8 protein-coding genes are annotated in these 25,410 nt (G+C 71.7%); 3 read left to right on the top strand and 5 right to left on the bottom strand.

Annotated features, from left to right (window positions below; translation table 11 throughout):
* The first annotated feature begins 2 nt into the window (after nucleotides 1–2).
* From tssM to AC07VX_RS12515, 3 genes are read left to right on the top strand one after another with little or no spacing between them, the layout of a single operon-like run.
* Nucleotides 3–3,548 (top strand): type VI secretion system membrane subunit TssM, encoded by a 3,546-nt coding sequence (gene tssM, locus AC07VX_RS12525; RefSeq protein ID WP_493165046.1) that lies wholly within the window; start codon nucleotides 3–5, stop codon nucleotides 3,546–3,548.
* The gene (gene tagF, locus AC07VX_RS12520) at nucleotides 3,545–4,159 is read left to right on the top strand and encodes a type VI secretion system-associated protein TagF (RefSeq protein WP_493165045.1); all 615 of its coding nucleotides are present in this window, start codon (nucleotides 3,545–3,547) and stop codon (nucleotides 4,157–4,159) included. The genes tssM and tagF overlap by 4 nt, the downstream gene beginning before the upstream one ends.
* Nucleotides 4,160–4,163: 4 nt before the next feature.
* A complete protein-coding gene (locus AC07VX_RS12515) occupies nucleotides 4,164–5,990 on the top strand; it encodes a type VI secretion system contractile sheath domain-containing protein (protein ID WP_493165044.1) in 1,827 nt (608 codons plus the stop codon).
* Between the two features lie 61 nt (nucleotides 5,991–6,051).
* Here AC07VX_RS12515 and AC07VX_RS12510 read toward each other — a convergent pair whose 3' ends face one another.
* The 5 genes from AC07VX_RS12510 to AC07VX_RS12490 all read right to left on the bottom strand — a co-directional run bounded on the left by AC07VX_RS12510 (nucleotide 6,052) and on the right by AC07VX_RS12490 (nucleotide 25,232).
* Nucleotides 6,052–8,622: a hypothetical protein gene (locus AC07VX_RS12510; protein ID WP_493165043.1), complete on the bottom strand. Its 2,571-nt coding sequence runs from the start codon at nucleotides 8,620–8,622 to the stop codon at nucleotides 6,052–6,054.
* Nucleotides 8,623–8,651: 29 nt separating this feature from the next.
* On the bottom strand, nucleotides 8,652–10,721 hold the full coding sequence (locus tag AC07VX_RS12505; RefSeq protein ID WP_493165042.1) for a hypothetical protein: 2,070 nt from the start codon (nucleotides 10,719–10,721) through the stop codon (nucleotides 8,652–8,654).
* A 197-nt stretch (nucleotides 10,722–10,918) separates the two neighbouring features.
* A complete protein-coding gene (locus AC07VX_RS12500) occupies nucleotides 10,919–12,322 on the bottom strand; it encodes a caspase family protein (protein ID WP_493165041.1) in 1,404 nt (467 codons plus the stop codon).
* Entirely contained in the window at nucleotides 12,319–23,502 is an 11,184-nt protein-coding gene (locus tag AC07VX_RS12495; protein WP_493165040.1) for a two-partner secretion domain-containing protein, read from the bottom strand. Before AC07VX_RS12495 ends, AC07VX_RS12500 begins: the two co-directional genes overlap by 4 nt.
* The gene (locus AC07VX_RS12490; RefSeq protein ID WP_493165038.1) at nucleotides 23,502–25,232 is read right to left on the bottom strand and encodes a ShlB/FhaC/HecB family hemolysin secretion/activation protein; all 1,731 of its coding nucleotides are present in this window, start codon (nucleotides 25,230–25,232) and stop codon (nucleotides 23,502–23,504) included. The genes AC07VX_RS12495 and AC07VX_RS12490 overlap by 1 nt, the downstream gene beginning before the upstream one ends.
* Nucleotides 25,233–25,410: the final 178 nt, after the last annotated feature.

Below are 25,410 nucleotides of genomic sequence, written 5' to 3'. Positions count from 1 at the left end.
TCATGAAGAAATTCCTGTCCATCCTCTTCCACCCGATCACGCTGGGCGTGTTCTTCCTGCTCGTCGTCTCGGCCCTGGTCTGGTGGGTCGGCCCGCTGATCGCCTTCGGCGAGCACCGGCCGCTGGACACCGTGCTGGCGCGCGGCATCGCACTGGCCATCGTCTGGCTCCTGGGTGTGCTGCGCCTGGTGTGGTCGCAGCTGCGCCGGCGCCGCATCAACGCCGCCCTGGTCAAGGGCATGAACGCCGGCCCGTCTGCCGCCGCCAAGGAAGAGGCGGTGCTTCAGGAACGCTTCGGCCAGGCCATCGCGCTGCTGAAGAAGGCCCCGGGCGCGAAGAAGGGCCTGTTCAGCACCGGCACCTCGCTGTATGAGCTGCCCTGGTATGTCTTCATCGGCGCGCCGGGCTCGGGCAAGACGACGGCACTCTTGAACGCCGGGTTGAACTTCCCGCTGACCGAGAAGCTGGGCCAGGCCAGCGTGCGCGGCGTGGGCGGCACGCGCAACTGCGAATGGTGGTTCAGCGACGAGGCCGTCCTCATCGACACGGCCGGCCGCTACGCGACGCAGGACTCCGACAAGGACACCGACGCCGCGGCCTGGGACACCTTCCTCGGGCTCTTGCGCCGTGCGCGCCCGCGCCGCCCGATCAACGGCGTGCTGCTGACCATCAGCGTGCAGGACCTGCTGGCCCTGCCGCCCGACCAGCGTAAGGAGCAGGCCTCGCGCATGCGCGGCCGCATGCAGGAGCTGCAACAGCGCCTGGGCGTCAAGGTGCCGGTCTATGTGATGGTCACCAAGTGCGACCTGCTGGCCGGCTTCAACGAGACCTTCGGCCCCATGGGCAAGGAGGAGCGCGACCAGGTCTTCGGTTTCACCTTTCCGCTGGCGACCCAGCCGGGCGAGGAGACGCTGGCCAACTTTGGCGGCGAATTCGCCTCGCTGGAGAAGCGCCTGCGCGAGCGCCTCATCGAGCGCATGGAAGCCGAGAGCGACACGCTCAAGCGCGCCACCCTCTTCGCCTTCCCTCAGCAGTTCGGCGGCCTCAAGGGTCTGCTGGGCGGCTACCTGGAAACCGTCTTCGGCGGCGGCGGTGCGCTGGACGAAGCCCCGCGCCTGCGCGGCGTCTATTTCACGAGCGGCACGCAGGAAGGCACGCCCATCGACCGCGTGCTCGGCGCCCTGGCACGCACCTTCGGCGTCGAGCGGCGGCTCACCCCGCCGGCCGCGGCCAAGGGCCGCAGCTATTTCCTGAACCACCTGCTGCGCAAGGTCGTCTTCGTCGAACAAGGCCTGGTGGGGCAGAACGCCCAAGTGGAGCGGCGCAGCGCGCGGCTGCGCCTGGCCGGCCTCGCGGCGCTGGGCGTCGTCACGTTGACGCTGCTCGTCGGCTGGGGCTTCAGCTACTTCGGCAACCAGCGCTACATCGCCGACATCGAGGCCAAGCTGCCGGCGCTGAAGGACACCGTCACGGCCCTGCCGCCCACCAGCGGCAGCGACCCCTCGGCCCTGCCCGAGGCGCTGGCCGCCATCCGCGACGCAGCCCAGCCCCCCGGCTTCGCGCTGAACGACCCGCCGCTGCGGCTGGGCTTCGGCCTCTTCCAGGGCGACAAGCTCGATGCCGGCGCCCAGGTCTCCTACCACCGCCTGCTGCAGCGCGCCCTGGCGCCACGCGTCGCGGCGCGCCTGGAGGAACGCCTGCGCACCGCCAACCGCGATAACCTGGAGTTCGCCTACGAATCACTGAAGGCCTACCTGATGCTCTACACGCCCGAGCATCTGGACAAGCCCGGCCTGCAGGCCTGGGTCGGCCTGGACTGGGACGCCAACCTCGAAGGCAGCCTCGGTGCGGAGAAGGTGGCCCTGCTGAAGAACCACCTCGACGCGCTGCTGTCGCGCGGTGCATTCGAGGTGGCCCAGCCGATGGACAAGACGCTCGTGTCCAGCGTGCGCGAGATGCTGGGCGCCTACCCGCTCGAATACCGCATCTTCAGCCGCCTGCGCCGCGCCCAGATCGACGGCGACCTGCCGCCCTTCACCGTGGCCGCCGCGGCCGGCCCTCAGAGCCCCAACGTCTTCGTGCGCGCCAGCGGTGCGCCGCTCACGCAAGGCATCCCGGGCATGTTCACCAGGGACGGCTACAAGAAGGCCTTCCAGACCTCCGTGGACCGCACCGCCAGGCAGTTGGCGGAGGAGGAGGCCTGGGTGCTGGGCACCAACGCCGCGACGGCCAAGCGCCAGGCCGAGGACAAGACCCTGGTCGACCGCGTGCGCCGCCTGTACCTGGAGGAATACGTCAAGGTCTGGGACAACTACCTCGCCGACGTGCGCCTCGTGAAGCTCAACGGGCTGGACCGCGGCATTGCCGTGTCGCGCCTGGTGTCGGCCGTGGACTCGCCGCTCGCCGCCTTCCTGCGTGCGGCCTCCCGGGAGACCACGCTGATCGACCCGGTCAGCAACGACAACAGCATCGGCAAGGAGCTGAACAAGCGCGCCGACGACGCCGTCTTTGCCAAGGGCGGCGAGCTGGCCCGCCTGGCCGGCAACCAGGCCAAGGCGCCCACGTCCATCTCGCGCGATGGCCCTCTGGAGAAGATCGTCGACGATCACTTCGCCGCGCTGCGCCGCCTCGTCACCGGCACGCCGCCGCCGCTGGATGACGTGATGAAGATGTTCAACGAGGTCTATGTGCAGCTCAGCGCCGTGCAGGAGGCCCTGAAGAGCAAGTCGCCGCCGCCCGCCGGCGGCGGCGGCGGCAAGCTCAAGGCCGCCGCCGGCCAGCAGCCCGAGCCGCTGCGCGGCGCGCTGGAGACGCTGGCCGAGGCCGCCGACAACCAGAGCCGGCTGGTGGAGCGCCAGAGCCTGACCGGCGAGCTGCAGCCCGTCAGCGAGTTCTGCTCGCGCGCCATCGCCGGCCGCTACCCCGTGGCACAAGGCTCCAAGGTCGACGTGCTGCCCGAGGACTTCGGCCAGTTCTTCGCCCCCGGCGGCATGATGGACGACTTCTTCACCCGCAAGCTCAGCCCCCTCGTGGACGTGGGCACCAACCCCTGGAGCTTCCGGCCCACGGGCGACGGCAGCAAGCCGGTCTCGCCGGCGGCACTCGCCGACTTCCAGCGCGCCACCCGCGTGCGCGAGGTCTTCTTCCGCGGCGGCGGCAAGGCACCGGCCTTCCGTGTGGATGTGCGCGCCCTGGAGCTGGGCGACGGCCTGAAGGAGCTGACGCTGGACATCGACGGCCAAGTGAGCAAGTTCACCGCCGGCAGCAACCAGGCCGTCAGCCTGCAGTGGCCCGGCGCGCGCCTGTCCTCGCAGATCAAGTTGACCGGCCAGCCAGGCGGCACGCCCATCACCTTCGACGGACCCTGGGCGCTGTTCCGGCTCTTCGACCGCTTCGAGGTGCAGGGCTCGCCGCAGCAGCCCGAGCGCTTCATCGTCGTCATGAACCTGGACGGCCACCGCGCCCGCCTGGAAGTGACGGCCAGCAGCGTCTTCAACCCCTTCCGGCTGCGCGAGCTGCAGCAGTTCCGCTGCCCGGGGGCGCTGTGAGCGAAGTCCCTGGCTGGTACGGCAAGCTTCCGGCGCTGGGCGACTTCGCCTCGCGCCGCCTGGCCCCCGAATGGATCTCTCAATGGGATGCCTGGCTCGCCACCGGCCTGCACCAGCTGCGCGAGACGGCGCCCGACACCTGGCTGGAGAACTACCTTGCCAGCCCCGCCTGGCGCTTCGCGCTGCTGCCGGGGTCGCTGCCCGATGGGTCGGGCCAGGGGCTGCGCGTGGGCGTGCTGGTGCCTTCGGTGGACCGCGTCGGCCGCTACTTTCCGCTCGTCGTCGTCAGCGCACCGCTGCCGCGTCCTGTCGACGGCGCCCAGGTCGCCGCGCTGTGGCATTGGGCCGGCCAGCTGGAAGACATCGCCGTCCAGGCCCTGCAGGACGACTGGAGTGCCGAGGCGCTGGATGCTGCGCTGGCCAGCACGCCACTGCCCACCTTCCTTGCCGCCGGCCCCGCCGTTCCCGCGCCGCTGGCCGCCCTGCTGAGCCAGGCCGCCTGGGACGGCCTGCAGGGCTGCAGCCTGTGGCTCAACGACGGCGCTGTCCCCAGCGTGCAGGCGGCCCTGCCCACGGGCCCGGCTTTCGCCGCCCTCTTCAAACCGAGCTGAAACCATGAGTGACTGGACCCCCGACTACGGCCAACTCGCCGCCAAGCCGCCCGTGTGGGCCGCCAAGCGCCCCATGCGCATCGCGCTGCTCGGCGACTTCGGCGCGGGCGCCGCCGCCGGCCGCCTGGACACAGGCGATGCGCTCGCACGCCGCAAGCCGCGCAGCGTCGAGTTCGACTCGCTCGAAGACTGGCTGGGCCAGCAGAACATCACGCTGAACCTGCCGGTCGGTGCCGACGGCGCGCCCGTCGAAATCGCGCTGGCCGATCTGGAGTCCTTCCACCCCGACACCCTGTTCCGTGAGCTGGAGCTGTTCAGGAAGCTCCATGACCTGCGCAAGCGCCTCAACAACACGGCGACCTTCGACAAGGCTGCGGCCGAGGTCACCAGGATGGGCGGCGGCGCCGCCCGCAAGGCCTCACGCACGGCCCATGGCGTACGCGCCCGCGGCGCGGCGCCGTCAGCCGGCGCCCGGCTGAGCGACTTCGCCCGCCTGACCGGGCGCACCAGCGCGCCCGACAGCGGGGCCAACATCGACGCCCTGCTGCGCAACGTCCTCGGTCCCTTCGTCGTGCCGGCGGCCAAGCCCGAGAAGGCGGGGCTGCTGAAGGTGCTGGACGATGCGATCGCCGACGGCATGCGCGCAGTGCTGCACCAGGCCGACTTCCAGACCACCGAGTCGCTGTGGCGAGGCGTGGACTTTCTGCTGCGCCGGCTGGAGACCGGGCCGATGCTGCAGGTCCACCTCATCGACATCAGCGCCGAGGAATTCGCCGCCGACCTCAGTGCCGGCGACGACCTGACCGACAGCGGCCTCTACCAATTGCTCGTCGGCAAACCCGCCGAGGCCAAGGACGGCGGCTACACCTACATCGCCGGCCTCTACCAGTTCGAGGCCACACCGCCCCACACCGAGTTGCTGGGCCGCATGGCCAAGGTGGCCGACGCAGCGGGCGCGACCTTCTTCACCGCCATGGCGGTGGACGATCTCGGCAACCCGCGCAACCCGCCCCACCAGCTCGTCGTGGACGCCTTCGCAGCGCTGCGTGGCCTGCCCGAGTCCAGGCGCCTGGCCTTGCTGGGCCCGCGCTTCCTGCTGCGCCACCCCTACGGCAAGCGCAGCGACCCGATCTCGTCCTTCGCCTTCGAGGAGTTCACGATGGCCGACGGCCTGGGCGCCCTGCTGTGGGGCCACCCCGCGCTGCTGGCCCTGACCGTTCTGGCCGGCCAGAACGGCGCACCCAATGTCGGCGACCTGCCCTTCCACCACTTCGTCGACGCCGACGGCGACAGCACGGCCCTGCCCTGCACCGAGCGCTTCATCTCGACCGCCATCGCCACCGAGCTGGCACGTTATGGCGTCAAGGCGCTGATGGCCCACAAGGGCGAGCCGCTGGTGCAGCTGACAGGGCCTGACACCGTGGCCGGCGTCTTCACGCCGCCCGCCGCCGGCGCTGCCAGGCCCGCCGCGCGCATGGGCGTGGAGATGGCCGTGCGCAGCCAGCTGGCCGATCCGGACGAGCGCGAGGCGCGCAAGCCTGCGGCGCCCAAGACGCCGCCCAAGGCGGCCAAGGCCCCGCCAGCTGGTGAGGACGGGGCCCCGGTCGCCGGCGACGGCACCGACGACCTCGATGCCCTGCTGGCCGGCCTGAACAGCCCGGCCAACGACAAGCCCGCCGCCAGCGCGCCGGCAAGCCCGGATGCCGACGATCTGGACGCCCTGCTCGCCAGCCTCGGCGACGACAGCGCCGCCGCAGCAGCGCCCAGCGAGCCGGGCAGCGACAGCGACATCGACGCGGAACTCGACGCGCTGCTCAAGTCGCTGGGCTGACGGCCCGGGGCGACCTTCGCCGCGTTGGCGGCCGGCCTGCCCGGCCGGCCGGCGCACGCCCTCAGGCGACGACGAAGACGTTGGCGCCGTGGGGGTTCCCCGCGAACGTGGCGGCGTCGACCTCGGTGGTCGCGCCGGTGTTCGGGTCATAGACGCGATAGCGGCCGTTGGGCAGCACGAGTGCCGCCATGGCGTGTGCGTTGGTGCCAAACCAGATGCGGGTGCCGGGCGGATAGGGCTTCTTCTTGTCGCCCACCTTGGCCAGCACCGTGCCCTGGGGCACCGACGTGCCGCCGATCTTGCCCGCCGCATAGCCCACCTGGCCAGCGGCGCCGCCGTTGCCTGCCCAGTCCTTCACCACGTTGACGGCGGCATCCTTGTTGCCCAGGCCGTCGAAGCGAAGCCCGCCCGAGGCCGCACCGCCCAGCAGCCACTGGGTGGCGAGGTAGGCGCAGAACTGCTCCACCCTGACCCAGTCTCCAACCGGCACCGCCGAGTCGACCCGGAAGTTCACATCGCCGTCGCGGTTGTCCTGGAAATACAGGGTGGGGTTCGCGCTGCCCAGGCCGCCATAGGCGATGGGGGCTGCTACGGGCAGCTCCTGGCGCGGCTTGACCGGGGCCTGCTTGCCACCGCCGGACGTCTTGCCCGGCGGCGTGGTCGTCGAGGGCGTCGTCTGGCTGCTTGCGCCCAGGTCCTCCTCCTGCGCTTCGATGACCTCGATCACGTCACCGAACTCTTCGAGGGCGTCGGTCAACTCCTTCAGCGCCTTCTGCACGGGCACGTTGTCGCTCAAATGCGGCATCTCGCCGATGTTGAAGGCCGTGTGGCTGGCCGCGTCGAAGGCGGCCTGGGCCTCGCTCGACTTGGGGAAGTTCCTGGCGTCGACATACATGGCGCGCTCGCTGATGTCTTCCAGCTTGGTGACGTGGTCACCCAGCCTGTCAAGGGCCGTCAGCGGCGACAAGGCCTTGAGGTCCTTGATCTGCCGCATGATCTTGTCGGTCTCGGCCTGCAGGGCGTCAGCAGCATCCTTGACGGCCTTCACGTTGATGAAGTTGCCGGCCTTCTGCATGCTGCGGCGCGCGCCGTTGGCCAGGGCCTGCAGCTTGGCGGCGCCCAGTTCGTCGTCGACGCGGCGCCTGAGCTGCGCCAGCTGGTCACGCAGCTCGGACGCCACCTTCTCCGCCGTCAGGCCCTTGGGCTTGAGGAAGTCGGTCGTCAGCACCGCCTCGGTCATTACGCGGCTCTCCGCGTTCTGGTGCAGCCCCTTGGAGAAACAGTAATCGGTGAAGGCGTCCAGCGCGGCGTTGAGCAGGTCTTCCTCCTCGCCGTCGATGGCCTGTTCCGCGACCACCGCCGTGAAGGCCTCGATGTTCGAGACCATCACATTGAATTCCTTCTTGTAGGCGCCCTGCTCCAGCGCGTCAAAGGGGATCTTGATCTTCTTGGCGGCCTTGGCGATCGCCTCGTACCTGGGCAGCAGTTCCTTGGTGACGGCCTTTTTGTTGCCGTCGATCTCGTTCTCGGTGAAGCGCTTGAGCCCCTTGATGCGCGACTTCTGCTTGCGCACCAGGTTCTTGCCGTGCTCGATGGTGCGGTGCATGTCCTCCGGCGTGCGCTCCCGGCTCTTGGGCAGCGTGGCGAAATCGACATCGCCGCGGCTCTGCGCCAGCTGCGGGTCCACGTCCAGGCCGTGCTGCCGGTAGGCCCCCAGCATCTTGCCCATGCTCGGCGCGCCGAGCCGTGCGCTCTCGGTCTCCAGCTTGACGTACAGCCGTTCCTCGCCGGTGTCGTCCATCGTCATGGACTGCACCAGCATCGTGTTCATGCCGTAGGGCAGCAGGCCGTCCGGATTGGTCTTGATGTCGCCTTCGTAGAAGTCGACCGCGCGGGCCGAGCCGCCAACCTTCTTCTGCTGGTCCTTCATGTGGCTGGAGAAGCGGTTGTAGACCTCCTGGCAGCGGTCCAGATAGCCACGCAGCAGCTTGCCGTTGTCCGGCAGGCTCAACGCGCCTTTCTCGAAAGGCTGGCCCACCAGTTCCTCGGCCTTGTTCCGCAGATACCACATCAGGTCCGTGATCTCCTTCAGCTCGGGCTCCTTGTCGAGGTACTCCTCGGGGTGCAGCAGCAGATCGTCGAGCAGGCGCTTGCCGTTCTTGATCTTGTTGCCGATCTCCTTGGTGGCCTCCTCGATCTCTTCCTTGCCGAGCTTCTCGAAGCCCTTGATGCTGGCCGGGTGGACGCGGGGCGGCTCACCGTCCCAGTCCTCGCCCATGTCGAGCTGGATGCGGGAGGTCGGGTCCTGGAAGACCTTTTCCTCGCGCGCCGTCTTCGCAGCCTGGGCGGCCAGCTTGGCCTGCTTCTTGACGTCCTCCAGCAGCGCGTAGGCGTCGCCGGGCTTGGTGGCCACGAGCTTGTCTGCCTGCGCCATGCGGTCCTGCAGGGCCTTATGGCTGGACACGGCTGCGTTGAACGCGAGCTGCGCGCCCTCGTTGCCGTTCTTGCCCAGGACTTCCAGCGACGCGGCGGCCTTCATGACGTCGTGCAGCGCGGCCTCGACCTTGCCCTTGCGGCGCTCGTAGTCGGTGCCGCGCTTGACCTTCCAGGCTGCCTTGAATTTCTCGAACATGATGTGGGCTCAGTAGAAGTTGGCAGGACTCAGCGCAACTGGGCGGTGAGCTTTTCGATCTGACGCAGGGCGCCGCCGAGGCTGGCGCGGATGGTGACCTGGACACCGAACTCGTTGTCGTCGGTGACCTCGACCGTCTCCTCGGAGGCAAGGTAGGCGTTGAAGGCGCGGGCGATCTTGGCGGCCTTGCCGGCGGCCGTCTTCAGCGCCGGCCCGCTGGCGGCTTCCAGGTCCGTGATGGCGGCCATCAGCGGCGTCTTGAAGTTGCCGGTCACGCCGTTCAGGCCGAACTCGGCGATCTCGATCAGCTCGACATCGCCCGTTTTCTTCAGCGCGGCCTGCAGCTTGGCGATCTGGCCGTTGACGGTGTCGACGGCATCCAGCCAGGACGCCTTCACGGCCGGCCACTGCTTCTTGAAGTCCTGCTCGCCCAGCCGCGCGCCGCCGCCCTCCTCGTCCTCGGCCTCTTCCTGCTCCGACTCGGGGCCGGCCGACGCCAGCAGGCGCTCGGCCTCGTCCAGCAGCTTGGCCGCTGCCGCGAAGTCCTTCTTGCGCGCCAGCGCGCCGGCCTCGCTGAGCTTGAGCGTGATGTCCTTCAGCGCCGCATGGCCCCCGGCCTTGAGCGCATTGACCTTGGGCACGACCGCGGCCAGGCGGGTGTTGAACGCGACCGCCGGGTCCGCCGCCTGCTTGGGCGGCTGCTCCGGCGCCGGCGCCTGGGGCTTGCCGCCGCCGCCCTTGAGCAGCTTCTCCAGCCCGTCGAGCATGGTGTCGGCGTCGCCGAAGCGCTCGGCCTTGGCCAGCTTCATGACGCCGTCGACGAGCTGCTTGACGCGATCCGCTGCGTCGCCACCCAGGCCCTGCCTGATCTGCGGCTGCAGCGCCGCGACCCGCTTGGCGAAGGCCTCGCGGCCGCCACCTTCCGGCACCGGCTTCGGCGCGGGCACCTGCTGGGCATCCTCCTCGGCTTCCTCCTCGTCGACTTCCTCGTCGAGCACGTCGTTGCCGCCACCGTCATCGCCCTGGAGCAGGGCTTCCATCTCGTCGAGCTCGGCATCCGCGTCGTCGGCCTTGCCTGCCTTGATGAGCTGCATGATGCTGGCCAGCAAGGACTTGACCTGGGCCTGCGCCGGGCCTGCCAGCCCTTTCCTGATGTCGCCCTGCAGGTCGGCCAGGCGCGCGGTGACCTCCTGGGTCGTGACGCCGGCCTCCGCCGTGGCCTGCTTCAGCAGGTCCGCGGGGATGTCGTCGCCGTCGTCGGTCTCCTCGACCTTGCCGTCGGACTTGCGCACCCGCATCTTCAGGCTGAGCTTGAACTGCTTCTTCAGCCAGGCCTGGATCTTCTTCAGCACGGTGCCCGAGAGCTTGTCGCTGACGAAGGTGAGCGCCTTGTTCTCCCAGACCACCTGGGTCTTGATGTCCTTCAGCACCTTGAACGGCGCCTCACCGGGCATGAGGCTCTTCAGCAGCTTCTCCTGCGCCGGGCCGACGGCATAGCTCAGCGCCAGGCCGGTGCCCTTCTTGCCCTGCACGATCATGAAGCGCATGGGCTTGGGCGCGCCGCCGGGCTTGACGAGCAGCGCCACCGCCGACAGCAGCCGGCCCCTGGCCAGCTTGACGAGCTTGGGATCAGGTGCACCGCCCGCCTTCTTCTGCGCGGCCGCCAGCTCCTGGGCCTTGGCCGCCAGTGCCTTGCGCGCGCCTTCCACGGCCCCGTCCACCTCGGCCCGGTACTCCTTGGCAGCCTTGATGACGGCCGCCACGGCCGTCAGCACGTCCTTAGGGAATGCCTTGTCCTTCTTGGCCTCGGCCTCGAACTTGGTGGCCGAGGTCTCGATGGTCTGGGCCTGGGCCAGCAGCGTCTTGATGCTGCCCTTGGCGGCACTGTCAAGCGCGCCGGTGCTGTCCTTCACGTCATCGGCATCCGCCGCCTTGTCGACGCCGAAGGCATCCCAGTCGATGGCCAGGTGCAGCTTGCCGAGCTGCTTGAGCTCGTCGGGCAGCTTGGTCGCCGGCGCCTTGGCGGCCTTCGCGAGCGCGGATTTCTGCTTGTCCCAGTACGCGACGCTGAGCGTCATGGGCAGGTTGACTTGAGGCATCGTTCGGGTCCTTCTTGATCGTCACCAAGGTGTGCGTCGCCGCACCCCGGCCAGGCGCTGCGTGGTAGTGCGGTGAGTGACGCGGCGGCACTGGCAGTTCCCTGCCGCAGTGCCGCCCTTGTGTGTCAGACGACGTCAGGGGGCGCGAAGCGACACGACTGCACCGGCAAACCCGCGAAGACGTGGATGGCCCGCGCCTACTTCCTCACGTTGTCGAGGTCGGGGGGCGGCGTGTAGCCCAGGTCGCGGGCGCGCGACTCGAACTGCGAGGCCAGCAGCGGCTGGCCGGTGTTGCGGAAGTGCAGGGCCAGCTCGTAGCTGGCGATGCCGTTGCCCAGCGCCACGGCGAACTGCAGCCAGCCCTCGTAGCGGGACTGCGCAGCCGATGCACCGTAGCCCGAGCCGAAGCTGCCGCCGCCCTGGCCACGGAAACGCCAGGCCATGCGCGCGGCGGCGTCCTTGTCGCCGCGGCCGCAGCGCAGCAGGTCCTGGCGCTGCTCGGCGGGCATGTCGTCGCTGTAAGCGAAGGCCGCGCGGAACAGCCGCACATCGCTGCGCTGCAGCGCCTTCAGCGCTGCGCGCGCGCCATCGCGCGCCACCTGCACGCCGGGCGCGAACGGGCTGTCGGGCCGCGCCTTCAGGAAAGCCTCGGCCACCTGCACCACCTCGGCCGGCCAGGCCAGGCGCTCCAGCTTCTTGAGCTCGGCTTCCTCGTCGATGTCCGGTACGGCCGGCGCGGCAGCGCCCTCGCGCCGGGGCTCCACGGTCAGGCGCACGCGGGTGTGGTCCGCGATGAAGGGGTCCTGCGCGAGCTGGCGGATGGCGGCGACCGGGTGGTTGAGCATGGTCTCGCGCACGTCGCTGCGCACCAGCTGCATCAGCTCGGGGAAGGTGGTCTGGTCCGACACGCTGCCCATCAGCTTCACGAGCGAGCCCGTGTAGAAGGTGTTCTGCGTCTCGACGGCCGGCGCGATGGCCGGCTTGCCGGCGCCGGTGGAAAAGGTGATGAGGCAGCCGGGCGGCGCCTCGACCTGGTTCAATCCGACCACCTCGCCCGCCTTCAGCCCGGTGCGGCAGGCGTCGACGACGGCGATGATCATGCCGTCGCGGCGCGCCGGCAGGCGGCGCACCACGTCGCTGAGCAGCTGCACGCTGCTGGTCTGCAGCAGCTCGCCCTTGGACGAGGGGTTGAGCCCGGCGGGCAGCAGCAGGTTGGACGCATCCACCTGCACGCCATGGCCGCTGAAATAGAAGAACACCGTGGCGTCCGCCGGGCTGGCAGCGGCCTCGGCAATGAACTGCTCCAGCACGCGGCGGGCGGCGGGCAGGTCCAGGTCCAGGGCCGACGTGACCTTGAAGCCGCGCTGCTCCAGCACCGCCTCCAGGTCACGCAGGTTTTTGGGAATGGGTGGCAGGTCGAAGGGCTGCGGGTAGCTGCGGTTGCCCATCAGCAGGGCCAGGCGCACCTCGCGGCTGGGCGGGCGGGCATCGGCCGCGGTCGCGCCGGCCGCGTGCAGCCCCAGGCTGGCTCCAAGCAACGAGCCCCACAGGAAGCGGCGGCGCGCGACGGGTGCGTTAGTCGGGACAGGGGTGCGGCTCATGGCGTCGGTGTCGATGGCTTGCAGCTCAGCGCGGGTTTCTCGGCAGGGTCGCACAGCTCGGGCGGCTTCGCGCCTTCGCTGCCCTGGGTGGAGGCACGCCCGGGGCCGACCTCGGCGATGACGCCGGAGCGCAGGCGCACCGTCACGTTCTCGGTCCGCACGGTTTCCTGGAAGCGGGCACGGCGGGCGTCCTCGGCGTCGCCGTTGATGGAGGAGATGGCGCCTGATGCCGCCGGCGTCAGCGGCAGGACTCCGTTATAGACCACCGGGATCTCCGTTGCCTGACTGGCCCCATCGTGGAAGAAGCGATAGCCCGTGCCGCTGCCGCCTGCCGGCACGCTGCCCACCTTGGGGCCGGCGAGCACCACGGCCGTGGCGCCCTGCGCGCCGCCCTTGGGCAGCACGGTCAGGTAGCCGGCGTTGGGGCCGCTCGCGCGGCCGCCGGTTGCGGCGGCCCCCACGGCGATCTGGACGGGCTGGCCGTTGACGGCGCCGAAGCTGCCGGGCAGGCCGAAGGCGCCGGGCGCCAGCTCCAGCGTCATGCCCGGCGCCGACAGTGCGCGGCCCAGCACGATCTCATCGAACGGCAGCCGCGCGACGAGGGCGGCGCCTCCCGCCGTGGCGAGCTGGTCGGCACGGATGTAGACCATGTCGGCCTCGATGCCGCCGCCGCCCACCCGCACCTGCTGGCCGGCCACGCGCACCAGCGACTGCACGGCCTGCGCGCCCTTCACATTGGGCGCCCAGGCCGCGTTGTAGGCGGCGCCGCTGAGCACAGCCAGCTGGCCCTTGAAGCTGTTGGCATCGCGGTCCAGCAGCACCGAGCCGCCGCCACCGGCCGTCACCTGCAGGCTGGCAGCCTCGGCCAGCGTGATCGCACCGCCGGCGCCCTGCTGCACGGTGGCCTCGGCGACCGCCAGCGGCTGGCCGGCGACCGGCACCTGGGCCGTGCCCAGCAGCATGGCCTTGGCGTCGTCGGGCGCGGCCGTCGCCACCAGTGCGAGGCTGCCGCCACTGAGCTGCAGCTTGGCCTCAAGCACCAGGCGCTCGGCCTCGATGCGGCCACCGTTGCTCAGCACGACGTCGCCCAGCCTCAGCGTCTCCTTCACCGTGACCAGGGCCTGGCCTCCCGACAGGCCCAGCGGCGTGCCGGCAAACCGGTTGGTGCTGCGGCTGGCGTCGATCAGCGTGCCGGCGAGCGTGATGCCGGCCGGGTTGGACAGCGCCAGGCTGCCGGTGTAGACCTGCTCGGCGCGCGTCGTCAGGTTGCCGGCGAGCACGACGCTGCCGGCGGCCTGCAGCGAGAACAGGGTCTCGTTGCCGCCCAGTTGCAACTGCGCGCCGGCAGCGAGCTGCAGGGCACTGGCATCGGGCAGCCGTTCGGGCGCCGTCGTGACGAGGCTGCCGCCCAGCACCTGCGTGGCACCGCTGTAGCTGTTGCCGGCATTGGCCAGAGTCACCTGCCCCTGGGTGATGACGAGGCTGCCGCTGCCGGTGACGGCGGGCGCCAGCGTGAAGGCGTCGTCGCGTGAAAGCAGCAGCTGGCCGCGGTTCTGGACGTCGCCCGCACCTAGGCTGCCCTGGCCGGTGAGCCTGATGGCGCCGGCCTCGATGACCGTGCCGCCACCATGGCTGTTGGCGGCCGTCAGCGTGAACACGCCGCCGCCCTGCTTGATGAGGCCGCCACTGCCGCTCACCACGCCGTCGAAGCGACTGTCGCTGCCGTCGGCACCGCTGGCCATGGAGGCGCCGTTCAGCACCAGGCTGCCCGTGCCGTTGAGCGAGGCCACCGCCTGCGCGGCGTTGAGCTGCACGACGGCCGGTGCGCCGACGACGAGGGCGCTGGCACCGGCCAGGGCCTGCGGCGCGTCCAGCACCAGCATGCCGCCGTCCGCGAGGGTGCTGCCCGTGTAGAGATTGGCGCCCCCCAGCGTCAGCGTGCCGGAACCCTGCTTGACGAGCCCGCCGCTGCCGCGGATGACGCCGTCGAAACGGCCGCCGCGTCCGCTGGCGCCAAGCGTCAGCGTCCAGGGGTTGAGCAGCACCTGGCCACCGCCCGTCAGCGCGCCGAGGTCGAGGTCGGACAGCAGCTCCAGCGTCGCGCCGCCGGCCACGTTGATGCCCGCCGTCGCTGGCATCACGGGCCCCGTCGTCGCGCCTGCCGCCAATGCCGCGAAGGCTGCAAAAGGCCGCACGCCGCCGCCGTCGAGCTGCAGCGTGCCAGCGTCCACCTGCAGATCGCCCGCCAGCGTGTTGTGCCCGGCCAGCGTGAACGTGCCGGCGCCCAGCTTGGCCAGGCCGCCGCTACCGGTGATGGTGCCATCCCAGCGCGTGCTGCCGCCGTTGGCACCTACACCGAGCCGTGCGGCCTGCAGGTCCACCAAGCCCGCGCCCGCGAGCGAGCCGAGGCTGGCGTTGTGCTGCACCGTGAGCAGCGCACCGGCATCCACGGTCACGGCGGTGGTCTCGTTCAGCGCGGTGTCGCTCGCCAGCACCAGCTCGCCGCCGGCCACATGCGTCGCGCCGGTGTAGGCCCCGCTGCCGGCCAGTGCGAAGCGTCCGCTGCCGAGCTTGGTGAATCCACCGCTGCCGTTCATGCTGCCGCTGAAGCCGGTGTCGCGGCCATCGGCGCCACTGGCCAGCGTGAAGCCGCCCAGCTCGACGCGGCCCGCACCGGCCAGCGAGCCGATGCGCTGGTCCTGCCCCAGCGCCAGCTCGGCAACGCCGGCGAGCTGCACAGCGCTCGTCGCCGGCAGCGCGCCCGCGCCGGTCGCGCGCAGCGTGCCGGCCACGATGTCGGTGATGCCGCTGTAGCTGTTGGTACCGGCCAGTGTCAGCACGCCGCTGCTGCCCAGCCGCAGGCCCGCGCCCTGGCCACTGATCGCACCGCTGACCGTCAGGCCACCGGCACCGGGCAGGAAGCTGGTGTCGGCCTGCAGCGTGACGGCGCCGGCCAGCGTGCCGCTGCCCGAGCTGGCGGCCACGCTGCCGCCCTGGGCAACGAGGCTCGCGTGCAGCGTGGCGCCGTCGCGCAGGTCCAGCTGGCCTGCGGCCCCCAGCTGCACGGCACCGCTGCCGGGCTGCGCTTGCGGGCCTTGCAACACCAGACGGCCAGCCGCGACGCGCGTGCCGCCACCATAGCCGTGCGCGGTGGCGATCGTGAGGCTGCCGCTGCCGCTCATGACCAGTTCGCCGCTGCCGGACAACGGACCGGCCAGCGCAATGGCCCCCGGGCCACCGAGCTCCAGCCGCGTCGACACGTTGCTCGCGTTGACCGTGTAGCTGCCCGCGCTGACGAGGCTGGCGACACCGGCGCTGCCGATGGCGAGCTGCGCCAGGCTGTTGTCGGCCCGGGTCAGCGTGATGCTGCCGCTGCCGGCCTTCAGCGTCGTGAGGCCGCTCACCGTGAGCGCCCCGCTCTGCGTGATCGCCGCACCGGCGGCGGACGTGTCGGCCAGCAGGCTGGCGTAGCCACCACCGGCGAGGTCGAGCGCGCCGGCCGAGCCGAGTTCCAGGCTGGCCGCATCGCCGCCGAGCCTGAGCCCGTCGTGCCGGCTGCTGGCGTCGCCGTCGCGCAGCTGCACACGGCCGAAGCTGCCGCCGGCCTCGGACTGCAGCGCCACGCGGTTGAGGTCGTTGCCGGCGTGGCTCAGGTCCGCGCCCATGGCCGCGCCGCCCCTGGCGATCAGCGTCGTCTGGCCGCTGACCTCCAGGGCACCGGTCTGCACGATGCCGTTCCTCGCCGCGGCGGTCAGCGTCGTGCTGCGGCCGCCGCCCAGCGTCAGCCGGCCGCCGCTGGCCAGCGTCAGTGTCTGCACGTCGCCGCTGAAGCTGAGGTCCAGTGCGCTGCTGAAGCTGGCGCTGATGAAGCTGCCGCCGTTCACGCCCAGCATCTGGATGGCGCCCAGCAGCTGGTTGCCTGGCTGATACAGCACGAGGTCCACGAGGCTGCCGTCGGCGATGAAGGTCGAGCTGCCCTGCACGGTCAGCGCGCCGGTCTGCACGATGCGGCTGCCGCGCGTGCCGGCGCTGAGCCTGCCGCCCACGCTGCCAGCGCCCAGGTCCAGGTCGCCACCGGCGCTAAGCAGCAGGTCGTGCGCCGTGAAGCTGCCCAGCCGCAGCGCGATGGCGTTGGCCAACGTCACGTCGCCGGCGTTCAGGTTGACGAGGCCGGCGAAGGCATTGCCCGCGTCGCCGAGCTGGATGGAAGCGCTGCCGGCGTCCAGCGTGGCCGTGCCGCCGACGGCCAGGCCGCCCGCAGCCTGCGTGATCGCCGCGCCGCCGCTGTTCGCCTTCAGCTCGCCGCCGACCGTGCCCGTGCCGAGCTGCAGCGCACCGCTCGCCGAGACCTTCAGGTCGCCGACGTTCAGCTGACCCAGGCGCAGCGCTCCGGCGTTGCTGAGCAGCGCGCTGCCGCCGCGCAGGCTGACGACGCCGCCGAAGGCGTTGCCTGACTGGCCCAGCGTGATGGCGGCGCTGCCGGCATCGAAGCTGCTGGCACCGCTGACCGTCAGCGCGGCGGCCTGCGTGACGGCGCCGCCGCTGGCCGCGCTCAGCGGCCCGCCGACGCTGCCCGCCGCGCCGAAGCTCAGCGCGCCGCCGACGTTCAGCGTCAGCGCACCGGTGGCGATCTGGCCGAGGCTCAGGTCGACGGCGGTGGTCAGCGCCGTGGCGCCACCGCTGAGGGTGACCTTGCCCTGCAGCCGGTTGGCCGCCTGCGTCAGCGTGATGCCGCCGGCAGCCTGCAGCGTCGTCGCGCCGGCCACCGTGATGCCGCCGGCGATCTGCGTGATGGAGCCGCCCAGCGCCCGCGCGGTCAGCGCGCCGCTCAGGCTGCCGCTGCCCAGCGTGATGCTGCCGTTGCTGGTCGCGTCCAGGCTGTTGAAGCTCAGCGTGCCGAAGCTGAGGCTGGGCTGGTTGTAGATGGCCACGGCATTTCCGGTCAGGCTCAGCGGGCCAAGGAAGCGGTTGCCGGTGTTCGTCAGCGTGACGTCGGCAGCGCCGGCGTTGATGGTGGCGCTGCCGCTCACTTGCAGCGCACCGGCCTGGGTGATCGCGCCGCCGCCGCTGCTGGCCAGCAGGTTGCCGCCGACGTCGCCCTGGCCCAGGACGAGGGCGCCCGTCGAGACCGCATCGAGGCTGCCCGTGGCCAGCAGGCCCAGGCGCAGCGCACCCGCCCCCGTGATCTGCGCGGCGCCTCCGCCGAGTTGCACCGTGCCACCCCAGCGGTTGCCGGCCTGCGTCAGCGTGATGCCGCCGCCGCCGGCCTGCAGATTGGCCGCGCCGCCCACGTCCAGCGCGCCGCTCTGCGTGATCGCGCCGCCATGGCTGCTGGCCGAGAGGCCACCGTTCACGCTGCCCTGCCCCAGGCCCAGCGTCCCGGCCGCATCAACCGTCAGCGCGCCCAGCGCCAGCGTGCCCAGGCTGAGGCTGCTGTTGCTAGTGACCTGCGCGGCGCCACCGCCCAGGCTGAGCACACCGCCCCACTGGTTGCCGCCCTGGGTCAGCGTGATGCTGCCGCCGCCGGCCTGGATGCTGGCCGTGCCGCCGACGTTGAGCAGGCCGGACTGCGTGACCGCCCCGCCGCCGCTGTTCGCCACGAGGTTGCCGGCAATCGTGCCCTGGCCCAGGTTCAGGTTGCCGCTCGACTGCAGCGTCAGCGCGCCGACCGACAAGGTGCCCAGGCTCAGCGCGCCGCCCGTGCTGAGCTGCGTGGCGGCACCGGTCAGCGTGACCGTGCCGTTCAGCTGGTTGCCGCCGTTGCCCAGCGTGATGGCACCGCCCCCGGCGTTGACCGTCAGCGCGCCGTTGACGGTGACGGCGGCGCTCTGGCTGACCGCGCCGCCGCTGGTCAGCACCAGCGAGCCGAGGCTGCCAGCGCCCAGCACGACGGCACCGCTGCCCCGCAGCTGTGCGGCGCCACCGCTCAGGGATACGGCGCCCGTCCAGGCATTGGCCGTGTCCAGCAGCGTGATGCCGCCGCTGCCGCTGAAGCTGGACGTGCCCGTCACGCGCAGGCCGCCGGCGGCCTGGGTGATGGCGCCGCCCGCTGTCGCGATCAGTGCGCCGCTGAGCGTGCCGGTGCCGAGCTGCAGCGCGCTGCCGGCCTGGGCGGTGAGGCTGCCGACGGCCATGCCGGCCAGCGTCAGGCTGCCCTGGCCCTGGATCTGGGCCGTCGAGCCCGTCAGGCTCACCGCGCCCTGGAAGCTGTTCAGCGGCCGGTTGAGCGTGATGCCGAAAGTGGCAGCGTTGAAGAGGCTGGTGCCGGTGACGCTGAGGCGGCCGCCGGTCTGGTTGATGGCGCCGGCGGTGGTGCGCAGGTCGAGGTTGCCGCTGGCGGTGATGTCATGGGCCAGCGTGGCCGACTGCCCCTTGAGCGTGATGTTGCCGCCCTTGAGCGTGCCGAAGGTGGCGAACACCCCGCCGCTGGACAGCGTCAGCGCCGCGGTGCCGGTGTCGATGTTGGTGGTGCCCGAGGGCAGCGTCAGCGTGCCCAGGGCCTCCAGCACCAGCGCCTTGTTGGCCGGCTGCGTGAGCGCGAAGAGGTTGAGGTCGTGGCCGCTGTGGAGTGACACGCCGCCGCCGGTGGCGGTGATGGCGCCTGCCAAGTCGTTGCCGGTCTCGGTGAGGGTGATGTCGGCGGTGCCGGCGTTGAGGGTCGTTGCGCCGCTCAGCGTCAGGCCGCTGCCTGCGCCCGTGGCCTGGGAGATGGTGCCGCCATGACTGTTGGCGTTCAGCGTGCCGGCGACCGTGCCCTTGCCGAGGTCGAGGGCGCCGGTGGCCGAGACGGCCAGGTTGCCGGTCGCCAGTGTCCCCAGCGTCAGCACGTTCAGGTCGGTGATGCTGGTGGCGCCGCCCGTCAGGCTGACGGCGCCGCCGAAATCGTTGCCCGTGCCGGCCAGGCTGATGGGCGAACTGCCGGCCGCCACCGTGGTGGTGCCCGTGACGAGCAGGGCGCCGGTCGTCTGCGTGACGCCGCCGCTGGCCGTCGTCAGCTTGAGGTTGCCGGTGGCGGTCAGGTTCTGGCTCAGGCTGAGGCCGCTCTGGGCCTGCAGTTCGACGTCGTGCCCCTTGAGCACGCCGCCCACCGTGAAGCTGCCGCCCAGGCTGGCAAGCTTGAGGTCGGCGGTGCCGGTGTCGATGCTGGCGGCCGGACCGAGGATGAGGTTGGCTCCGGCCGACAGCGTCAGCGCGCGGTTGGCGGGCTGGGTGAGGCTGAGGATGCTGATGTCGCCGGACGAGCGCAGGTCCAGCGCGTTGCCGGTGAGGTTGACGCCATGCCACTGGTTGCCGGTGTCGGCCAGCGTGACGTTGCCGGCGGTGGTGGCATCCAGCGTCGCGACGGCGCTGACCGACAACGCGCCGGTCTGGCTGATGGCGCCGCCCGCGCTGCCGGCGTCCAGCGTGCCGTTGACCGTGCCCTGCCCGAGGTTGAGCGCGCCGCCAGCGGTGCGGACGGTCAGGTTGCCGGTGGCCAGCGCGCCCAGCGTCAGCGTGGTGCTGCCGGTGCGCGCGCTGGTGAGCTGGGTCGCGCCGCCGGTCAGCGCGACGGTGCCACGCCAGTCGTTGGCGGCATCGTTCAGCGTGATCGTGGCGGAGCCCGCATGGATGCTGGCGTTGCCCATCACGATGAGGCCGCCCGCCAACTGGTCGACGATGCCGCCGGCGGTCGCGGCCGTCAGCGTGCCGTTGAGAGTGCCGGTGCCCAGCGTCAGCGCGCCGCCCGCCGTCGTCGCGCTCAGGCCGCCGCTGCCGAAGCGGTCCAGTGTGATGCTGCCGGCGCCGGCATTCAGGGTGGCCAGGCCGCTGACCGACAGCGTGCCGGTCTGCGTGATGGCACCGCCGCTGCTGCCGGCGGTCAGCGTGCCGGTGACCGAACCGGGGCCGATGGCGATGGCGCCGCCGCCAGTGGCCAGGCCCAGGCTGGCGCTGGTGTTCACGCTGGCGAGCGTCAGCGCGTTGGCGCCGGCGTTGGTGAGCTGGGCGGCGCGGCCGGTCAGCGTGATGGCGCCGTGCAAGTCGTTGGCCTGATCCAGCGTGACGTCGCCGCCGCCCGCGTTGAGGCTGGATGTGCTGGTGACCGTCAGCCCGCCCGCGGCCTGGGTGATGGCGCCGCCGCCGGTCGCCGCCGCCAGCGTGCCGGTGACGGTGCCCGTGCCGAGTCGCAACGCCCCGCCGCTGGTGGTCGCGCTGAGACTGCCGCTGCTGAAGCCGCCCAGCGTGATGTCGCCGCCGGCGGCGTTCAGCGTCGCACTGCCGGCCGCTGACAGCGTGCCGGTCTGCGTGATGGCACCGCCGCCGGTCGTGGCGATCAGGTTGCCGCTGAGCGTGCTGCTGCCCAGCTTGAGCGGGCTGGACGCCGTCTTGCTGCTGACGACGGTCGCCGTGGCACCGGTGAGGCTGACCGTGCCCTGCAGGTCGTTGGCCGCGTTCAGCGTGATGGCGCCGGCGCCCGCATTCAGTGTGCTCGTGCCGGTGACGGTCAGGCCGCCCGCGGCCTGCGCGATCAGCGAGCCGCCGCTGGTGGCGCTCAGGTTGCCGGTGATGGTGCCGGTGCCCAGCGTCACGCCGCCGCCCGTGGCCGTGGCGGCGAGGCCATGGCTGTCGAAGCTGGCGAGGCTGATGCCCCCGCTGCCGGCCGTCAGCGTGGCCAGGCCGCTCGCCGTCAGGCCGCCCGCGGCCTGGGTGATGGCGCCGGCTCCGCCCGTGCTGGCCGTCAGCGTGCCGCCGACGTTGCCGGTGCCCAGGGTGATGGCCCCGCTCGTGGCGCTGATGCCGACGTTGCCGCTGCTGCCGAAGCTGCCCAGCGTGATGGCGCCGCTGGCGCTGGACAGGGTCGCAGCGCCAGTCACGGCAAGGCTGCCGGAGGCCTGGCCGATGGTGCCGCTGCCGCCGGTGGAAGCGCTGAGCGCGGCCACCGTGCCCGTGCCCAGCACGACGTTGCCGGCCGTCGTCGTTGCCGTCAGCGCACCGGTGCTGAGCCCGGCCAGCGTGATGGCGCCGCTGCCGGCGTCCAGGGTCGCCGTGCCGCTCACCGTGAGCGTGCCGCTTTGCGTGATGGCGCCGCCGCCGGTCGTCGCGATCAGGTTTCCGCCCAGCGTGCTGCTGCCGAGCTTGAGCTCGCGCGTCGAGGTCTTGGTGCTGACGATCTGCGCGGCGGCGCCGGTCAGCGTGACGGTGCCCGCCAGGTCGTTGGACTCGGCCAGCGTGATGGCGCCGGCGCCGGCATTGAGGCCGGCCGCACCCGTGACGGTCAGGCCGCCCGCGGCCTGCGTGATCAGCATGCCGCCGCTGGTGGCACTCAGGCTGCCGGTGATGGTCCCGGTGCCCAGCGTGATCGCTCCCCCCGTCGTCGTGACACTGAGGCCGTGGCCGTCGAAGCTGCCGAGCGTGACCGCCGCCGCGCCGGTGGACAGCGTGGAGAAGCCGCCGACCGAGAGCGCACCGCCCTGGGCGATGGCACCGTTGGTGGTGACGTTGAGTGCGCCGGTCACGCTGCCGCCTGGCAGCGTCACGGTGCCGGTGCCGCCGTTGATGGTCAGGCCGGCGGCTGTCACCGTGCCCAGGTTGATGGCGCCCGCGCCGGAGGCGCTGAGCGTGCCCCCGCCGGTGTCGATGGTGGTCGCAGTGATGCTGCCGCCGGCCTGCAGGCTGACGTTGAGTGCACCGGCGCCGGCGCCGATGCTGCCGCCACTGAAGCCGATGTTGCCCAGCGCGATCAGGTTCAGCGTGGCCGCGCCTGTCGGCACGATCGCGGCCTGCACGTCGATGTTGCCGGACTGGGTGCTCGGCGGGCCGCTGCTGCTGTTGGTGGTCTGCACCGTCACCGTGGTGCCGCCGGACAGCGCGGTGTTCAGCGCCAGCACGTCGACGACGGCACTGTCGTCGGTGCTGGAGAAGTTCGGGGCTGCGCCCACGTTGCTGTTGCCCGGCCCGGTGGGCACGATGCTGAGGTCGTTGGGGTCCAGCAGCCACTGGCCCGGCAGGCCGCGCGGCGCGCTGGCGTCGACCTTGCCCAGCACGTTGAGCCGCAGCCGGCCGGACGTCTCGACCATGCCGCCGTTGCCGCCCAGGCGACCACCCCGGGCCCAGATGCTGCCGAGCATGTCGGTGCGCTGCTCGGCCCACACGGCGACGCGGCCGCCGTCGCCCTGCTCGGTGGCGTCGGCGCGCAACTCGGCGCCGGCAGCGATCCAGACGCGGTCGGCGCGGTGTTCCGTGCCCTGGCCCTGGAAGCCGCCGCCGACCTGGAGGCTGCCGCCACCGTGGGCACCGGAGGCGTCCAGCCGCGCGGCGTCCAGCAGCGCCAGCTTCTGGCCCAGCACGGTGATGCTGCCGCCGGTGTCGCCGCTGGCGTCCACGCTGCCATTGACGGTCGTGATGCCGGCCGGGCCGCCGTCGATGACGATGCGCCCCCCCTGCTGTCGCAGGCCGCGGGCCTGCACGAGGCCGTCCATGTTGAGCACCTGGCCGGCCGCACCGGCGCGGGCCTGGGCGCGCAGCTCGGCGCTGCCGCCCACGGCCCCGCCTTCTGCCAGCACGCGGCCGCTGAACTTCAGCGCCACGTCGCGGTCGTCGTCGTTGCGCAGGTTGAAGAGCACGAGGCCGTCGCCCTCGACGTCCACCTGCACCCTGCCGGCCGCGGCCAGGCCCACGCGGCGGGCCTCGATGCTGCCGGCCACGCTCAGCTGCGGCGCGACCAGGGCGACCGTGCCGCCGGCGGCGGTGACGCGGCCGTCGGCCTGCAGCGCGCCGGCCTCGCGGCCGGCCGAGAAGCGGTAGACGCTGGCGAGGAAGTCGGTATCCGACAGGTCGAGCGTGGACGCGACGAGGCCGCCCACGTCGACCTGCGAGCCGCGGCCGAAGACGATACCGCGCGGGTTGACGAGAAAGACGCGGCCGTTGGCCTGTAGCTGCCCGAGGATGAGGGACGGGTCGCCACCCACCACGCGGTTGAGCAGCACCGAATTCACGCCCGGCTGCTGCACGCGCAGCGTTTCGCCCGCGGCGATGGAGAAGCTCTGCCAGTTGACGATGGCCTTGTCGCTGGCCTGCTGGATGAGGCCGGGGTTGATGGCGACCTGCCCCTGCACGACCTGGGCCCCCTGCGGCAGTGCGCCCACCGCCGGATAGGCGAGCGCCAGGCTCAGGGCCAGGCCGAGGGGAGTGAAGCGCTTCATCAGAAGCTCCAGCTGCCTTGCGCGTAGAAGCGCAGCTTGCGCGACCGGGCCTCGCTGCCGGCCTTGCCTGTCGTCGGCGTCGCCAGGCTCATCCGGAACGAGTACGCGCTGCCGCGGGCCCAGACCAGGGAGAGCCCCGCCCCGCCCAGCTGCGTGTGGTTGACATAGCCGGGCTCGCGCACGACGAGGTTGGGGTCGTGGCGGTACTGGATGAAGGCGCCGTCGTAGAAGGCCGCCAGCACCAGCTCGTTGGCCCAGCGCCCGAACAGGCTGGCCGGCGGCAGCCAGCGCAGCTCCAGGCTGGCCACGGCGCCGCTGTCGCCTGTGCCCTCGCCCGGGGCAAAGGCGCGCACGCCGTTGGGACCGCCGGCGCGGAACTGCTCGGTGGAGTCGAGGTTGTGCGGCGCCCATTGGCCGCGCACGGTGAGGTAGGCCAGCAGACGGTTGCTGAGGATGTTCTGCAGGCGCGAGGCGGCAAAGCCCAGCTTGGTGAAGCGCGCCGCGTCGTCGCTGCCGCTGGGGGCACCGGCCGGGAAGTTGAGCCGCCCCTGCGCCAGGCTGAGCTCGAAGGTGTTGACGCTGCCGCTCAGCAGGCTGTCGCGGAAGTCGCCGCTGACGCCGAGGCTGGCGTCGTCCACGCGCTTGGTGGTGGCCAGCGCGGCGACCTTGTCCACATAGCGCTTGGTGTCGACGGCGCCGAGCACAAAGAGGTTGAGGTTGCGCGAACGCACCCAGGGATAGAGGGCGAACAGGTTGAGCGTGGTGCCGGTGCCTTCCAGGCCGAGGGGGAATTCCTTCTTGTCGAGCTGGTAGCTCACGGCCGACAGTGAGGCGCCGGCCTTGAAGCCGTCGGCGCCGATGGGGCTGGTGTAACCCAGGAGCGCGAAGCGCAGGCCGCCGGTGGTGGAGCTGAGCACCGAGGCCGATAGCCCGTCGCCACGCCCCAGCGGGCTGGCCATGATGAACTGGCCGCCCAGGCGCTGGCCGCCGATGTAGCGCGAGCCGTTGAGGTCGGCGTCGACGCTGCCGCTGTAGCGCGCCTCGGCCCGGGGCGTGAACTCGAGGATGGCGGTGCCGGGCTTGGCGCCGGCCTTGACCTCGGCCCGCGTGACGATGCCGCGCAGGTCGTTGATGAGGAAGACGGTGCGCTCGACGGCGTCCACGGTCAGCACGTCGCCGGGTTTGAGGCGGGCAAGATAGGCTTCGACGACCTCGCGGTCGACGGGCAGGCCGTCAGTCCAGTTCAGCACGACGCGGTCCAGCCGGCCCTCCAGCACGGCGATGCGCACGGTCCTGCCATCGAAGACCTGCTCGGGGATGTAGGCGTAGCCGAGATAGAGCCCGAGATCGCGCTGCAGGAAGCGGGTGACCTCGTTGGCGGCGTTGACGAGATCCTCGAAGCCGCGATCCTTGCCGACGAAGGCTGCCGTCAGCCGCGGCAGGGCCTCGCGCAGGGCGGCGGGGGCATCGGGCGCCAGACCGTAGGCCTGGACGTCGATCCTGAGCTCGTCGTCGGGCTTGCCGAGCTCGCGCGCCGCGGCGGGCGGCTCGGGTGGCAGCTCCGCCTTGCGCCCGGCCTCGGGCGGGCGGGCCAGTTCGGCCGGCGTGGGTACGACGGACGGCGTGCCCGCACCCCAGGCCGGTGTGCCAACAAGCAATGCGACCAGAAGCACAGCCTGCGGGCTGTTGCGCAACGGCGGTCGGCGGCTGGGGCGGGGTTGGGGCAGCAAGGTCGGATCCGGAACGGTGCAGCGGGCATGCCGGCGCGGGGTCGCGCCGTCCACGAGGCCTGTCGTCCGGGTCGCGGCCTGCCATCGACCTGGCGGTCGCACCCACAGTGAGTATCGGCAGCCGCGTTTGAGTTCCTGCACGCCCCGCAAACGGGCGCCGGCGCCACGAGCCACCTGC

Source organism: Roseateles sp. GW821-FHT03B02 (assembly GCF_059421025.1).
This window is presented reverse-complemented; position numbering and strand designations above follow the sequence as displayed.